Below are 14,420 nucleotides of genomic sequence, written 5' to 3'. Positions count from 1 at the left end.
AAACGGCGGCCATTGGCCGCCGTTCTTGCTTTAAGATAACCGCCTTTTCACCCTGTCAGTTTCCGCGCTGCTTTCCGGAGCCTTCCATGCCTGCCCTGTCCCCCACCCTCGAACTCGCCTGCGAGCTTATCCGTCGCCCCTCGGTCACCCCGGTCGACGAAGGCTGCCAGGACCTGATGATGCGCCGGCTGGAAGCCGCGGGCTTTCGCATCGAGCGCATGCGTATCGAGGACGTGGAGAACTTCTGGGCCATCCGTGGCGGTGAGGGCCCGGTGCTCTGCTTCGCGGGTCATACCGACGTAGTGCCGACTGGCCCGGTGCAAGCCTGGCAGCATCAGCCATTCGCGGCCCTGATCGACGAACAGGGCATGCTCTGCGGCCGTGGCGCGGCGGACATGAAGGGCAGCCTGGCGGCCATGGTGGTGGCGGTTGAGCGTTTCGTCGCCGAATACCCGCAACACAAGGGCGCCATCGCCTTCCTCATCACCAGTGACGAAGAAGGCCCCGCCCACCACGGCACCAAGGCCGTGGTCGAGCGCCTGGCCGCCCGTGGCGAGCGCCTGGACTGGTGCATCGTCGGTGAACCGTCGAGTACCTCGCTGGTAGGTGATGTGGTGAAGAACGGCCGTCGCGGCTCCCTGGGCGGCAAGCTGACCGTACGCGGTGTGCAAGGCCACGTGGCTTACCCGCACCTGGCGAAGAACCCCATTCACCTGGTCGCCCCGGCTCTGGCCGAACTAGCTGCCGAGCACTGGGACGACGGTAACGCCTTCTTCCCGCCGACCAGTTTCCAGGTCTCCAACCTCAACTCCGGCACCGGCGCCACCAACGTGATCCCTGGCGAGTTGGTGGCGGTATTCAACTTCCGCTTCTCCACCGAGTCCACCGTGGAAGGCCTGCAGCGCCGCGTCGAGGCCATCCTCAGCAAGCACGGCCTGGACTACCACCTGGAATGGGCCCTGTCCGGCCTGCCCTTCCTCACCCAGCCCGGTGAGTTGCTGGACGCCGTGTCCGCCAGCATCAAAGCCATCACCGGCCGCGATACCACCCCGTCCACCAGCGGCGGCACCTCCGATGGCCGTTTCATCGCAACCATGGGTACCCAGGTGGTCGAACTCGGCCCGGTGAACGCGACAATCCACCAGGTCAACGAACGAGTGCTGGCCAGCGACCTGGACCTGCTGGCCGACATCTACCAGCAGACCTTGGTCCGCCTGCTTGCCCAATGATGCTCATCTGCCCCCTCTGCCAGGGCGTTCTGAGCGCCCACGACCGGGGACTGGTATGCCCGGCCAACCACAGCTTCGACCGCGCGCGCCAGGGCTACTACAACCTGCTGCCGGTACAGCACAAGAAAAGCCGTGACCCGGGCGACAACGCCACCATGGTCGAAGCCCGCAGGCGGTTCCTCGATGGCGGCCACTACGCACCGCTGGCCAATCGCCTGGCTGCGCTCGCGGCCAAGTACGATCCCGAACGCTGGCTGGATATCGGCTGCGGCGAGGGCTATTACACCAGCCAGTTGGCCATGGCCCTGCCCGCGACCGACGGCTACGCCCTGGATATCTCTCGTGAAGCGGTGAAACGCGCCTGCCGCCGCACCTCGCAGCTGCACTGGCTGGTGGCGAGCATGGCGCGAGTGCCCCTGGCTGATGGCAGCTGCCAATTGCTGGCCAGCGTCTTCAGTCCACTGGATTGGCAGGAGGCGTTGCGCCTGCTGGCGCCCGGCGGTGGTTTGCTGCGCATGGGGCCAACCCGTGGCCACCTGCTGGAGTTGCGCGAGAAGCTCTACGACGAGGTCCGCGACTACGACGATCAGAAGCACCTGGCGCAGATCCCGACGGGCATGCGCCTGGCCCACAGCGAGACGTTGACCTATAGCCTCCACCTGGCCGACGCCGAGGCTCGCGCCGACCTCTTGGCCATGACCCCGCACGGCTGGCGCGCCAATGCCGAGCGCCGTGCAGCTGTGGTGGCAGAAGCCTTCGATGTGACGGTGTCCATTCGCTACGATTGGATCGAGAAAGTTTAGGGAGTCCCCCATGCGCCAACCCGATATCGAGATTTACCTCAAGGACACCGACCAGGAAGCCGTAACTGCCTGGCTCAACGAGGCGCTGGGTGCCTGTACGCCCTGGCAGCAAAAGGGACAAACCTTCAAATGCCTGGCGGGAAGCATCCCGGTCACCTGGCTACCGAAAGCCGTCGGAAAATGGAACAGCCTCTACTTGGAGAGCGAAGCCACGCCTTGGGACGATGATCTGGGTTGCGCCCGTGCAGCCTTTGCGGCCCTTGGGATCGAAATCCGCTGCGCGCCAGGTGGCTGGCAGGAAACTCAGGGCGAAGAGGATGCCGACCGCTGGATCAAGGTGAATGCAGAAGGCGAGCAGGAATTCATCTGGCGCACCGATTGAAAAACCGGCTGCCCGGATACAGGAATCACAGAAAGCAAAAGGCCCGTCACTGACGGGCCTTTTGTTTTTGAGTCTCAGACCTTGGCGACGTCTTCCGCCTGCAGGCCTTTCTGACCCTGGATCACGGAAAACTCCACTTTCTGGCCTTCCAGCAGAGAGCGGTGACCCTCGCCGCGGATAGCGCGGTAGTGAACGAACACATCAGGACCGCTTTCGCGCTGAATGAAACCATAGCCCTTGGCGTCATTGAACCACTTGACGGTTCCGACCTCACGATCAGCCATTACTGCTCTCTCCAACTCGCAATTTTGTTGTTTTCCCCCTTTATTGGGGGTTTCGACGGTGCGGTAAAGACGTTCTTCTTGTTATATCCAACCCCGGCGGAATCAAGCTTGGAGCGGGTATTCGAATGGCGTTCTTTTTATGACCGCGACCGGAGTATACGACAAGAGTTCGCGCTGAAAAGCACTTTTTTATGACAGTGCAGAATGGCCGTGCCACGCGGGCTGGACGCCCTTTTTTGGTTCTTTGGAAGTACAAAATGGGGCATAAGGAGAGGCGGAAATGAACGGTCCATTGTCCGATTTACCGCCGTCCCTCAATAACTTGCACTACTTGGCAGCAAGTACATCCTCGAGCCTCTTGGCCAGTGCCTGATATTGGAATGGCTCCAGTCGATAAGCCCAATCCAGCTTGCCCGGCACTTGGTCGTTGCTCAGCTTCTGTCTGTCCTTGAGTACCAGCCAGGGTTGCTCGCCCTGTCCGTAGACCTCGCCACGCAACTCGCCACCATCGAAGGTGGAAAGGCTGAACGCCAGCATCGGCTTGCCTTTGAACTGCACCTGCGCCAGAGGGGCGTTGTCGGCGAATTCCAGGCCAGCGAAGAGGGTGGCCATACCATTGGCTGCAGCCTCGTAGGCCAGACGGCGACCTTTCGGCAGTTGCTTGAGCTTGAGATTGGGCTCCTTAACCGAATCGCGGTAGACAGTCAGGCGGCTGCCGTTCGGATAGACAACCTCCACCTGCCGGACACTGGCGAACGGAATATCGATCACTCGGCGATCCAGCCAGTTGAGTTCAGTCTGCGGCATCGGCATGGCCTGGTCGACCAGCCACACCTGGTTGTCACCGTAGCGACGAACCAGTTGCCCCTTGCCCTGCTGTGCGGGCTTGCCGACCAGCAACTCCAGAGGGGCTTCGCTGCCGCGTTCCAGCGTGATCCGCGCACCCTGCTCCTCGACGCTGCCCTTGTCGGCAAGGCCGACACGGCCATGCAATTCGGGATTGGCGGTCTTGGCCTCCACCTTGCGCGCTTCCGTCAGCGCCCGTAGCAAGGCCGCTACGGGTTGTCCCGCTGCCGGGTAGTCGGCCTTGGCCGGTAGTACCCAGACGCCGTCCTTACGAACCAACTGGAGATCGGGCTGCCCGGGCAGTCGCACGTCCAGCGCGGTCACCGCTGCCGACTGGCCTTGCAGCTCGGGCAGCCATAACTCGCGGCTGGCGCTGGGTGGCTGCGGTTGAGGCCGCGAGCCGTCCTGCTGGATGACGTAGGCTGCCGTCAGGCCGGCGGCCAGCAGGGCAAGAAAGATCAGACCTTTGCGTCCCATGCTACTCCCCTTATGCCTTGCGCCGACGGCGCCAGAACCACAGCACCAGCACACCCAGGGTCAACACCAGCGGCACCAGGGCGATATTGATGAATTTCAGGGTGCGTCCCAGGTCTTCGATGTTGGCATTGAGCTGGAAGCGCACATCGCGCAGTTCCTTGCGAATGCGCAGCTTCTCCTGGATGAATTGCTGCAACGCAGTCTGTTGTTCCGGAGTCAGTTCCAGAGCCTTGGCGGGGTCCTGGCTCTGCTGCAGCGATGCCAGCTTCTGCTCAGTGTCGGCCAGCCGCTGCTGGAGTTCCTGCTCCTGTTCGCGGAACTTCACCTCGGCGTCGCGCTGGAGATTCTCCACGACGTCGAACGGACGGCTGAAGCGGCCGCGGGAGCGCACGCTGATCAACGCATCGGAACCGGCCAGGTTATCCAGCGCGTTGATGGCGAAGCCGGAGTTATCGGCCCAGGGTTGCGGTACACGCTGGCCGAAGAAGTCCTGCACCTGCACCCACATGCGGTCACTGAGGATATCGGTGTCGGCGACGGCGATCACATTGATGTTCGCTGCCGACTTCAGGCCATCCTTGCGCCCTTCGATACCGTTGGGGAAAGCCGACTCCGCCGGACCACTGATGCGTGCGGCCACCGTGTAGCGATCACCCGTGGGTTTGAGTTCGCGGATCAGCTCCTCGGGATCAGCAAGCATGCCGAAGCGCTGCACGTCGAACGGCATCGAGTACTCGGAGCTCTGAATCAACGGTACGAAGTGGGTCTTGGCGCCATCCAGCGGTTTCAGAATCCCGGCGGTGGCTACGGTGATGCTCTCCAGACCAGCCGTGCTGACATCGCTCTGGTCGAGGCTGTGCCTGGGCAGGTTGAGCCACGCAGCATGACGCGCGGGCGGTTTGTCCTGGCCCATGCTGACCGACATGGCATTGGCGCCGTCGCCCAGCACCTTGCCAGGCACCATCTGCAGGCCCCAGGCCTTGAACAGGGAATCCAGATCGGAGGACTTGTCGCCGCCTGGCTCGCCCGGCATCTCCATACCGGTGTCGGCCTCACTCCAGGGGTCGACGAAGGCCAGCAGCTTGCCACCGCGCAGGACGAACTGGTCGATGGCGTACTGGGTTTGCTCTGGCAGGTTCTTCGGATGCACCAACAGCAGCACCGAAACCTTCTCGGGAATCTGGTCGATGTCGTTCTTCAGGCTCTCGATCTGGAACAACTGACGGATCTCCTCCATCACCATCCAGGCCGGAGTCGGCTGGCGGCTCATCATGTCGAAACCGCCATTGAGCTGCAGCCCGGAGAGCACACCCACCACCGGTCGCTCCGGCTTGGCCAGGCTCTGCACCAGGCGACTGATCTCGTACTCGAGAAACTCCTCCTGGTCCAGCGGGAAGAACGGGATGATCTGGGTGTCGTCGACGCCGTTGGTACCGGCCAGGCCAAAGTAGACCTGGTCGCCCCCCTGCTGCAGCGGCACAGCCTGCAGACCGAACTCGGCGGCCTTGTCCTCATCCTCGGAGAAGGGTTCCGGGTCGACGATGTGCAGCTTGATCTTCCCGTCGGCGGCCCGCTCATAGGCCTTCAGCATCTCTTCCACCCGCCGCGCGTAGTTGCGCAGTACCACCAGATCCTTGGCTGTCTTGTCGGAATAGAAGAAGTAGAGATTGATGGGCTCGTCGATCTCGCCAAGGATCTTCTTCGTCCCGTCGGAGATGGTGTAGAGCTTCTGTTCGGTCAGGTCGACCCGCGCATTGGTCAGGGTCAGCCCGGCGAGCATGTTGAACGCCAGGAAAGCCAGGGCAATCAGCAGCAGCCCGGCACTGGAATACATCAGTTTCTTCATGTTCAGTCGGCCTTCTTCAGATCGACCACCACGGCGGTGGCGGCTAGCCAGGCGGCGATCAGGGTGACGAAGTAGAGCAGGTCACGCAGGTCGATCACGCCCTTGCTGATGGCATCGAAACGGGTCAGGAAACTCAGCGAGGCCACAGCGTCCAGCAGCCACTGAGGCGCCCAGGTGCTGAACGCATCGAGCACCAGCGGGAAGCCGCTGACGATGAACAGGAAGCACACGCTGACGGCGAGGATGAAGGCGATCACCTGGTTCTTGGCCAGCGCCGACATGCACGATCCAATGGCAAGGAAGGCCCCAGCCAGCAGCCAGCTGCCGATATAGCCGGTAATGATGGCGCCATTGTCCGGCTCGCCCAGGTAGTTGACCGTGAGCACCATCGGGAACGTCAGCAGCAGCGCCAGCCCGGAGAAGGCCCAAGCAGCGAAGAACTTGCCGGTGACCGCTTCGAAACGGGTGATGGGAAGGGTCATCAGCAACTCGATGGAGCCGGACTTGCGCTCCTCGGCCCAAAGGCGCATCGCGATGGCCGGCACCAGGAACAGGTAGAGCCAGGGGTGAAAATTGAAGAACGGCGCGAGGCTCGCCTGGCCGCTTTCGTAGAAGCCGCCCAGATAGAACGTGAAGACCCCGGAGAGCACCAGGAAGATCACGATGAACACATAAGCCAGCGGGGTGGCGAAGTAGCTCGCCAGCTCGCGTTTGAAGATCACCAGCAACTGCCTCATGCCGCTTCTCCCCGGGTCAGTCGACGGAATACTTCGTCGAGACGGCCGCGCTCCACGTCCAGCTCCTTCACTTTCCAGCCACGCTGGTGGATCAACTGATTCACCTGCGGGAAGATCACCTCACCCGGCTTGGCCAGGATGGTCAGGCCACCTTCGATGGCGTTCTCCTCGATACCGGCAACGCCCGGCAGTACGGCCAGGGCGAGCATGTCCAGCGGCTCCTCGGCGACCAGGGTGACAGCCTGGTGATAGCGCGAACGGCTTTCCAGTTCGAACGGCGTGCCGTCTGCCACTACCTTGCCGGAAGCGATCACCAGGGCGCGGGTGCAGACCGCCGCGACCTCTTCGAGGATATGGGTGGAGATGATCACGATCTTGTCGCGGGCCAGGCTCTGGATGAGCTGGCGAACCTGATGCTTCTGGTTCGGGTCGAGGCCGTCGGTAGGCTCGTCGAGAATCAGCGCGCGCGGGTCATGGAGTATGGCCTGAGCCAGGCCGACACGACGCTTGAAGCCCTTGGAGAGCGTCTCGATGGACTGGCCACAGACATTCTCGAGCTCGACCTGGCCCACCGCCCGGCTTACCCGCTCCCTTTTCTCGGCACCGCGATAGCCACGGACCTCGGCAATGAACTCGAGGAATCCACGTACCGTCATATCGCCGTAGCACGGGGCACCTTCTGGCAAATAGCCGATTTCCCGCTGGGCCCTGAGTGTCTGGGTCTGGATATCGAAGCCGAAGATGCTCGCGGTACCGGAGGTAGGGGCAAGGAAACCGGTAAGCATCTTCATCGTGGTGGATTTGCCTGCGCCGTTGGGGCCCAGAAACCCCAGCACCTCCCCAGGTGCGACGCTGAAGGACAGATTGTCAACGGCAGTATGATGCGCAAAGCGCTTGGTCAGATTTGTTATCTCGATCATGGCCTCTAGTCCCGAAGGGAGCAGCCCCTGGCCATGCTGGCCACCGGGGCCTTGCAAAACGCTGGCGGACTATAAGGAGTCCCCCGCAGGCATTGCAAGACAGCCACCTGTGCGAAAAGTTGCAGGAATATTCGGGTAGAAGCGACAGCCAGTGGCTTTTTGCGACCCGGCGGCGAATACGGCAAACTAGCCGCCCCGAGCAATCGCTCGTTTCACAGCATTACCCCCGTCATGACCCGCTCCCCCTTCCGCCGCCTTGCCTTTGGTGCCCTGCGCCGCCTGCTCTACCTCTGGGTGCGCTCGGAGACCATCAACCAATCCGCCTTTACCTTGAAGCTCGACCGCAGCAAGCCGGTGCTCTACGTGCTGCAGCAACCGTCGGCCAGCGACCTGGCGGTGGTGGACCGGGAATGCACCAAGGCCGGCTTACCTCGTCCGGTGCTGCCGGTGGCGGTGGGCGACCTGCTGGAGCCAGCCGCGTTCTTCTACCTGTCGCCGGAGCCGGGCTGGCTTGGCGGCCAGGACAAGCGCGGTGCCTCTCCCACGCTGGTACGGGTGTTGGGCGCCATTGAGCAGAATGCGGTGGAAGATGCGCAGATCATCCCGGTAACGGTGTTCTGGGGGCAGTCGCCTGATCGCGAAACGAGCCCATGGAAGCTGCTGTTCGCCGACAGCTGGGCGGTAACCGGACGCCTGCGCAAGCTGGTCAGCATCCTCATCCTCGGCCGCAAGACCCGCGTGCAGTTCTCCGCCCCGATCCACCTGCGCGAACTGGTGGCGCAGGACAAGGGCCCGGAGCGCACCCTGCGTATGGTCAACCGCATCCTGCGGGTGCACTTCCGCAATCAGAAGACCGCAGTCATCGGCCCCGACCTTTCCCATCGCCGAAACCTGGTCAAGGGATTGGTGCGCGCGCCCCAGGTACGCCAGGCCATGGCCGAGGAAGCCGAGCGCGAGAAGATCAGCCTGCCCACAGCCGAGGCCCAGGCGCTGAAGTACGGCAACGAAATCGCCTCCGATTTCGCCTACACCGCCATCCGCTTCCTCGAGGTCGTGCTGTCCTGGTTCTGGAACAAGCTGTACGAAGGCATCAAGGTCAGCCATATCGAAGGCGTGCAAGACATCGCCCAGGGCCATGAAGTCATCTACGTGCCCTGCCACCGCAGCCATATCGATTACCTGCTGCTGTCCTACCTGCTGTTCCGCAACGGCCTGACCCCGCCGCACATCGCCGCCGGCATCAACCTCAACATGCCGGTGATCGGCGGCTTGTTGCGCCGTGGCGGCGCGTTCTTCATGCGCCGCACCTTCAAGGGCAATCCGCTGTACACGGCTGTCTTCAACGAATACCTGCACACCCTGTTCAGCCGCGGCTTCCCGGTGGAGTACTTCGTCGAAGGTGGGCGCTCGCGCACGGGGCGCATGCTGCATCCGAAGACCGGCATGCTCGCCATCACCCTGCGCAGCTTCCTCCGCTCCTCGCGTCTGCCCATCGTCTTCGTGCCGGTATACATCGGTTACGAGCGCGTGCTGGAAGGTCGCACTTACCTGGGTGAGTTGCGCGGTGCGAGCAAGAAGAAGGAATCCATCTTCGACCTGTTCAAAGTCATCGGTGCCCTGAAGCTGCGCTTCGGCTCCGTGGCGGTGAACTTCGGCGAACCGATCAAGCTGGCCGAGTTCCTCGACCAGCAGCAACCGGACTGGCGTACCCAGGAGTTGGGCCCGCAGTTCCGCCCGGCCTGGCTCAACGACACCACCAATCAGTTGGCCGTGCGCATTGCACGCCACCTCAACGACGCGGCGGCCATCAACCCGGTCAACCTGGTGGCCCTGGCACTGCTCTCCACCAGTCGCCTGGCCCTGGACGAACGCGCCCTGACCCGTGTGCTCGATCTCTACCTGGCGCTGCTCCGCGCCGTCCCCTATTCGCCTCACGCCACCCTGCCGGAAGGCGATGGCCAGGCGCTGATCCAGTACGTGCAGAGCATGAACCTGCTGGCCGAGCAGAAAGATGCGCTGGGCAAGATCCTCTATCTGGACGAGCAGAACGCCGTCCTCATGACCTACTACCGCAACAACGTGCTCCACGTGTTCGCGCTGCCGGCACTGCTGGCGTGTTTCTTCCAGAGCAGCGCGCGAATGAGCCGTGAGCAGATCCTGCGTTATACGCGCGCGCTCTATCCCTACCTGCAGGCCGAGCTGTTCATCCGCTGGGACGCCAGCGAGGTGGAAGGCGTGGTCGACCAATGGCTGGCCGCCTTCGTCGAACAAGGCCTGCTCAAAGTCGAAGGCGACGTATATGTGCGCCCGGCACCGAGCTCGCGACAGTTCGTCCTGCTGACGCTACTGGCCCGCGCCATCGTCCAGACTCTTCAACGCTTCTACATGGCCATCGCGCTGCTGCTGAACGCTGGGCAGAACCAGTTGAGTGCCGAGGAACTGGAAGACCTCTGCACCGTCATGGCGCAGCGCCTGTCGATTCTCCATGGATTGAACGCCCCGGAGTTCTTCGACAAGAGCTTGTTCCGGCACTTCATCCAGACCCTGCTGGACCAGCGCGTCCTGCGTCGCGACGAAGCCGGCAAGCTGAGCTACCACGAGTTGCTCGGCGAGTTGGCTGAAGGCGCCGCCAAGCGCGTGCTGCCGGCGGAGATCCGTCTGTCCATCCGCCAGGTAGCCCTCGATCGCCAGACCGAGGCCGAGCCGGAAGCCCCGGCAGAAGCTGGCTGACCCTTGCAATACCAGGCCTCCGGGCCTGGCGCCTTCGTTACGCTGCCCGACTAAGACCGTTCCCACGTCACAATAAGACCGCTCCCGGCAGGCGTGCCGGGATCCCCTCCGTACCATTCGGCTCTGCGCCGCCTCGGCTATCCGAGCGCATCACCAGTCCCGAATACGGAAGCCCCCCATGCTGCTGAGAACCATCACTGTCGAGAAAGAGACCGGAGAGGTGGTCAACGCTGCCGTCCTGTGCAGCTTCGCCATCCCCCTGATTGACCGCAACATCCTCGTCTACACCCTCAACGAAGAAGGTCGCCAAGGCACCTCCAAGGTCTATGTGGCGAGCGCCGTACCGCAGGAAAGCGGCTATAGCCTGGCCGGCCTGGAGTCCGAACAGGAATGGCAGTACGCCGTGCAGGTGCTCAAGCAGATCACCAAGGGGGATGAATCATGAGCACGACTGAAAAGCTGGAATTCCACTTCGTTCAGCTCAAGGGTGATCTCACAGGCGCGGACCAGAGGCCGGCCACGACAGGCTCGCACCACAACCTGGCCATCAACCGATCAGCGTTGAACAGGCTGATCGCCACCCGCGAAAGTGCCAACACCGGTGAGCCACTGCCGTCCACCCGCCCACCGCTGGTGGACGAAGCCGACATCACGGCAACCCCGCCCTTCCCCATCGACAGCCGCTCCCTTGGCGTGGACTTCAGCCTGACCGTCCCCGCCATCGCCGACACTCCCGTTGCGGAGCCCACCCAGATCGCCGAGGAAGCCCCGGAAGTGATCTCGCACGAGCAAACTGACGTACATACCAGTGATGAGGACGCTGATGATGACGCGCCTTCCTCGGCAGCTCCTTTCGAGACTGAACCTGAGTCCCAGCCTGAACCTGAACCTCAGCCTGATCCACAGCCACAGCCACAGCCACAGCCACAGCCACAGGCCAGGATCGAGACTGAACGCCCCCTCGAAATCGAGGACATACGACATTGCATCCCTCAGTCTGGGACGCCCTCACCGATGACCAGCACCGAGACCGAAGTAGCGATCGAGCGCTCCGCAGCGGCGTTCCTCGGCAGCGATACCGACAGCGTCCTGTACGACGTGCAGAGCACCCTCGACTCCCTCGCAGACATGGCCAAGGGCCTGACCCAGCAGAAACTGGACGCGCTGAAGCATCAGGAGAACCTGGAGCAACGCAAGGCGCAGCTGCAGGAGAAGGAGCGCCTCCTCGCGGACAAGGACGAACAACTGCGGCTGCTGGAAGCACGCCTTACGCGCGAAGTCTCCAATCTGGAACGGAGCGCCGAGGACAACGCGCGCGCCCTCGCCGAGCGCAGCGCTGCCCTCAAGGCCCTGGCCGAAAGCGTCGAAGCGCGCGACCGCGGTACCGCCAAGCTTGCCGAAAGCCTGCGCCTGGAGAAGCAACGCAACGATGAGCTGGCCGAATCCCTGGGGCGCCGTGCCGAAGCCCTGGAGGAGCGCGAGGCCGCGCTCAATCGCAAGGACGACGAACTGGCCGAGAAACTCAAGCAACTGATCGCCGCCAAGGATCGTTTCCGCGCCTTGGTCAAATCCTTCAACGAAACGGTGCAGTTCAACGACACCCTCAACGCCATATCCAGCACGGCACTGGACGACAATCCGCACTGACCCCACGGCCACATCGCCCCCCACTCGGGGGCGATGTCATTTTCGGGCGTCTTGACCTGGCACCATGGCTCATCGTGCTTGGCCTTCCATAGTGGCATCTGTTGATCCCACATGACCCCGAGGTCCTGATGAAAGCACTGCCCGTGATCCTTGCCGGTAGTCTGCTGGTTGCCTGCCCCGGCCTTGGAATTGGCCCACCAGCAGGGACCGATAGAGGGCTAGGTGCCGCTGGCCTTCCGGCTCGAATACGACCCCGCCAAGGGACAGTCCAACCACCGCTACGCGGTGAGTGCGCGCATCGAACTGGACGGCTGGCTGATGTTCATCAGTACCGAGCAGCACTCGGTTAAACTCGACGGCTCCGACCCGCAGCCACTTCGCATCAAGGTCGACCCGGTCCGCTGAGTACAAATAGACCGTCCTCTCCCCTAGCCACAAGGATGCCGCAATGATCCGCTTTGCCACCCTCTGCGCCGGCCTCGCCCTGTCTGCCAGCGCCTTCGCCCTTTCCATCGCCGATCTCAGTCAGTCGGATGCCACTGGCGGCCTGAAGGACGCGCTGACCCAGGGCGCCAAGGTCGCCGTCCAGCAATTGGGCAAACCGGGAGGCTTCGCCGATAACCCGGATGTCCGCATCGAACTTCCGGGCAACCTCGGTAAGGCCGCCAAGACCATGAAGATGATGGGCATGGGCGCCCAGGTGGAACAGCTCGAAGCCACCATGAACAAGGCCGCCGAAGCCGCAGTACCCCAGGCCCAGGCAATGCTGGTGGACGCCGTGAAGAAGATGACCGTGCAGGACGCCAAGGGCATCCTCAGCGGCCCGGATGACGCCGCCACTCAGTACCTGAACAAGTCCAGCCGCGACCAGCTTCGCGCCAAGTTCCTGCCCATCGTCAAGCAGGCCACCGACAAGGTCGGTCTGGCTCAGCAATACAACAGCTTTGCAGGCCAGGCTGCGAGCTTTGGCGTGGTGGATGCCAAGAGCGCCAATATCGAGAGCTACGTGACCGAGGAAGCCCTGGACGGCCTGTTCAAGATGATTGCCGAGCAGGAGGCCAGCATCCGCCAGAACCCGGCAGGTGCCGCCACTGGTCTGGCGAAGAAGGTGTTTGGAGCGATTTGAGCCTCAACCAGGTACTGATGAGCCCGGCGTGATGCCGGGCTTTTTCTTTGAACGACCAACAAGCGCCAGTGAATGAGCGGCATATCGGATGTGAATTCACTTTGCCAACACCGCCACCCGCTCATCCCCCAACGCTTCATCCAGCCCCTGGTGAAACCAGCGCAGGGCCTGCTCGAAACGCCCATGCCAGAGCCGCTCGCTGGCGCCGGCCTGAATCCCGGCCTGCACCCGTGCCGCCATGGCGAAGTCCTCCTCCAGCGCCGAGTAGAGAATGGCATTGTTCTTCTCGAAATAACGCTGCGCCTTCTCCGTCGCCGGAGCTACCGGCAGCAGAGTGTGGCCTAGCACGCGGGTGGCGAGGGGGCCGTCTGGGAACACGGTGGAAAAATCGATATGGTCCGGCTCCACCAGTACCAGGGTGTTGGGCCAGAGGAAATACAGCAGGTTACCGTGGCGCCGCAGGTTCCAGTCACGTTCAGGCTGATCGAGAACCTCACGCAGATTGCGCTTCACGTAGTAGTTGCGGATATGCCGGCCGAAGCGCTCGAACAGCCCCAGATTGGGCCAGAACAGGTGATCGATGGTGGCCTGGTGAGCCCTGGAGACGTGGTAATTCTCCAGGAAAGTGTCGATGGTCAGCTTCCAGTTCACCGGCCGGCGAATGTCCCGGGGATCGAAGAGCACATGCTCATCCAGGGCGAAGCTGTCGAAGTCGGCCAGGATCTGCTCGCCGAAGAAGGCGTCCATGTCCAGTGCCGGCCCGGGTGAGTGGCGCGCCCAGATAGCGCCGAAGCGCTCGGCGACCGGTACCTCAGTGAGGTTCAGGCAAGCCCGGTCTATGCCCTCGAAGCCATAGCCATGGGGGATGCCGCGGAGTTGGCCGTCCGGGTTGTAGGACCAGGCGTGATAGGGGCAGACGAATACCCGGTTACGTCCACTGGCATCACCCACCAACTGAGTGCCCCGGTGCTTGCAGACATTGAGAAACGCGCGCAGTTGGCCGTGCTCATCGCGGGTCAGCAGCAGCGGCGCCAAGAGGTCGCGGGTGATGAAATGACCGGCTGGAACCTCGCTGGAACGAGCCACCAACAGCGGTTCGCGGCGCAGAACCTCGTCGCGCTCGCGGCGGTATCGCTGTTCATCGAGATAGGCATCCACCGGCAACGATGAAGGCGCGTCGAGGCATTCGGATATGCCCCGTTCCACCAGGGCCAAGGTTCGCTTGAGCAATTCCACCTGGGTCGCATGCTGCATGGGCACCTCTTCTTGTGGCTATTGGCGGTGGCGAGCCCGGCCAGTCTCTGCCTGGCTGGCGACGACGCCAAGCGCCGGAGAGGAAGTGGCCGCAGGATTGGCAGAAACAGCCCAAATACATATGACAAAGGCCCCCGAA

General features: G+C 62.8%; 13 protein-coding genes and 1 pseudogene. 8 read left to right on the top strand and 6 right to left on the bottom strand.

The window, feature by feature from the left end:
• The first annotated feature begins 86 nt into the window (after positions 1 to 86).
• The 3 genes from dapE to AAHM40_RS01490 are packed head-to-tail and all read left to right on the top strand — an operon-like array spanning position 87 to position 2,414.
• Positions 87 to 1,229, top strand: coding sequence for a succinyl-diaminopimelate desuccinylase (gene dapE, locus AAHM40_RS01500; protein ID WP_342243121.1), 1,143 nt, complete (start codon positions 87 to 89; stop codon positions 1,227 to 1,229).
• Entirely contained in the window at positions 1,229 to 2,032 is an 804-nt protein-coding gene (locus AAHM40_RS01495) for a putative RNA methyltransferase (protein ID WP_342243120.1), read from the top strand. The genes dapE and AAHM40_RS01495 overlap by 1 nt, the downstream gene beginning before the upstream one ends.
• Positions 2,033 to 2,042: 10 nt before the next feature.
• Positions 2,043 to 2,414, top strand: coding sequence for a hypothetical protein (locus AAHM40_RS01490; protein ID WP_342243119.1), 372 nt, complete (start codon positions 2,043 to 2,045; stop codon positions 2,412 to 2,414).
• 74 nt (positions 2,415 to 2,488) lie between these two features.
• On the opposite strand, the gene AAHM40_RS01485 is transcribed toward AAHM40_RS01490, so the two are convergent.
• The 5 genes from AAHM40_RS01485 to AAHM40_RS01465 form a co-directional block, all read right to left on the bottom strand.
• Entirely contained in the window at positions 2,489 to 2,698 is a 210-nt protein-coding gene (locus tag AAHM40_RS01485; RefSeq protein ID WP_016494409.1) for a cold-shock protein, read from the bottom strand.
• Between the two features lie 327 nt (positions 2,699 to 3,025).
• Positions 3,026 to 4,021, bottom strand: a complete 996-nt coding sequence (locus AAHM40_RS01480) for a DUF4340 domain-containing protein (protein ID WP_342243118.1) — start codon at positions 4,019 to 4,021, stop codon at positions 3,026 to 3,028.
• 10 nt (positions 4,022 to 4,031) lie between these two features.
• Positions 4,032 to 5,867, bottom strand: coding sequence for a GldG family protein (locus AAHM40_RS01475; RefSeq protein ID WP_342243117.1), 1,836 nt, complete (start codon positions 5,865 to 5,867; stop codon positions 4,032 to 4,034).
• 2 nt (positions 5,868 to 5,869) lie between these two features.
• Positions 5,870 to 6,604, bottom strand: a complete 735-nt coding sequence (locus AAHM40_RS01470) for an ABC transporter permease subunit (RefSeq protein ID WP_342243116.1) — start codon at positions 6,602 to 6,604, stop codon at positions 5,870 to 5,872.
• Positions 6,601 to 7,524 carry an ABC transporter ATP-binding protein gene (locus AAHM40_RS01465; protein ID WP_342243115.1) on the bottom strand — a complete coding sequence of 308 codons (924 nt, stop codon included), beginning with the start codon at positions 7,522 to 7,524 and terminating at the stop codon, positions 6,601 to 6,603. Before AAHM40_RS01465 ends, AAHM40_RS01470 begins: the two co-directional genes overlap by 4 nt.
• A 231-nt stretch (positions 7,525 to 7,755) precedes the next feature.
• Here AAHM40_RS01465 and plsB point away from each other — a divergent pair, with 231 nt between their 5' ends.
• The 5 genes and pseudogenes from plsB (at position 7,756) to AAHM40_RS01440 (ending at position 13,027) form a co-directional block, all read left to right on the top strand.
• Positions 7,756 to 10,254 (top strand): glycerol-3-phosphate 1-O-acyltransferase PlsB, encoded by a 2,499-nt coding sequence (gene plsB, locus AAHM40_RS01460; protein WP_342243114.1) that lies wholly within the window; start codon positions 7,756 to 7,758, stop codon positions 10,252 to 10,254.
• A 178-nt stretch (positions 10,255 to 10,432) separates the two neighbouring features.
• Positions 10,433 to 10,699, top strand: a complete 267-nt coding sequence (locus AAHM40_RS01455; RefSeq protein WP_342243113.1) for a hypothetical protein — start codon at positions 10,433 to 10,435, stop codon at positions 10,697 to 10,699.
• Positions 10,696 to 11,901, top strand: a complete 1,206-nt coding sequence (locus AAHM40_RS01450) for a hypothetical protein (RefSeq protein WP_342243112.1) — start codon at positions 10,696 to 10,698, stop codon at positions 11,899 to 11,901. The genes AAHM40_RS01455 and AAHM40_RS01450 overlap by 4 nt, the downstream gene beginning before the upstream one ends.
• A 159-nt stretch (positions 11,902 to 12,060) precedes the next feature.
• Positions 12,061 to 12,306 (top strand): annotated as a pseudogene (locus AAHM40_RS01445) (YbaY family lipoprotein); the annotation flags it as partial.
• A 43-nt stretch (positions 12,307 to 12,349) separates the two neighbouring features.
• Positions 12,350 to 13,027, top strand: a complete 678-nt coding sequence (locus AAHM40_RS01440; protein ID WP_342243111.1) for a DUF4197 domain-containing protein — start codon at positions 12,350 to 12,352, stop codon at positions 13,025 to 13,027.
• A gap of 96 nt (positions 13,028 to 13,123) precedes the next feature.
• Here AAHM40_RS01440 and AAHM40_RS01435 read toward each other — a convergent pair whose 3' ends face one another.
• Positions 13,124 to 14,281: an aromatic ring-hydroxylating oxygenase subunit alpha gene (locus AAHM40_RS01435; RefSeq protein WP_342243110.1), complete on the bottom strand. Its 1,158-nt coding sequence runs from the start codon at positions 14,279 to 14,281 to the stop codon at positions 13,124 to 13,126.
• Between the last annotated feature and the right edge of the window lie 139 nt (positions 14,282 to 14,420).

It is taken from the genome of Pseudomonas sp. OTU5201 (genome assembly GCF_038440135.1).
In the GTDB taxonomy this organism is placed as follows: domain Bacteria; phylum Pseudomonadota; class Gammaproteobacteria; order Pseudomonadales; family Pseudomonadaceae; genus Metapseudomonas; species Metapseudomonas resinovorans.
The sequence above is the reverse complement of the archived record's forward strand: the minus strand, read 5'-3'. Positions and strand labels throughout refer to the sequence as shown.

Bases quoted from the DNA above. Each gene is read 5' to 3' on its own strand.
- dapE (WP_342243121.1), top strand. From the start codon at position 87: ATGCCTGCCCTGTCCCCCACCCTCGAACTCGCCTGCGAGCTTATCCGT.
- AAHM40_RS01495 (WP_342243120.1), top strand. From the start codon at position 1,229: ATGCTCATCTGCCCCCTCTGCCAGGGCGTTCTGAGCGCCCACGACCGG.
- AAHM40_RS01490 (WP_342243119.1), top strand. From the start codon at position 2,043: ATGCGCCAACCCGATATCGAGATTTACCTCAAGGACACCGACCAGGAA.
- AAHM40_RS01485 (WP_016494409.1), bottom strand. From the start codon at position 2,698: ATGGCTGATCGTGAGGTCGGAACCGTCAAGTGGTTCAATGACGCCAAG.
- AAHM40_RS01480 (WP_342243118.1), bottom strand. From the start codon at position 4,021: ATGGGACGCAAAGGTCTGATCTTTCTTGCCCTGCTGGCCGCCGGCCTG.
- AAHM40_RS01475 (WP_342243117.1), bottom strand. From the start codon at position 5,867: ATGAAGAAACTGATGTATTCCAGTGCCGGGCTGCTGCTGATTGCCCTG.
- AAHM40_RS01470 (WP_342243116.1), bottom strand. From the start codon at position 6,604: ATGAGGCAGTTGCTGGTGATCTTCAAACGCGAGCTGGCGAGCTACTTC.
- AAHM40_RS01465 (WP_342243115.1), bottom strand. From the start codon at position 7,524: ATGATCGAGATAACAAATCTGACCAAGCGCTTTGCGCATCATACTGCC.
- plsB (WP_342243114.1), top strand. From the start codon at position 7,756: ATGACCCGCTCCCCCTTCCGCCGCCTTGCCTTTGGTGCCCTGCGCCGC.
- AAHM40_RS01455 (WP_342243113.1), top strand. From the start codon at position 10,433: ATGCTGCTGAGAACCATCACTGTCGAGAAAGAGACCGGAGAGGTGGTC.
- AAHM40_RS01450 (WP_342243112.1), top strand. From the start codon at position 10,696: ATGAGCACGACTGAAAAGCTGGAATTCCACTTCGTTCAGCTCAAGGGT.
- AAHM40_RS01440 (WP_342243111.1), top strand. From the start codon at position 12,350: ATGATCCGCTTTGCCACCCTCTGCGCCGGCCTCGCCCTGTCTGCCAGC.
- AAHM40_RS01435 (WP_342243110.1), bottom strand. From the start codon at position 14,281: ATGCAGCATGCGACCCAGGTGGAATTGCTCAAGCGAACCTTGGCCCTG.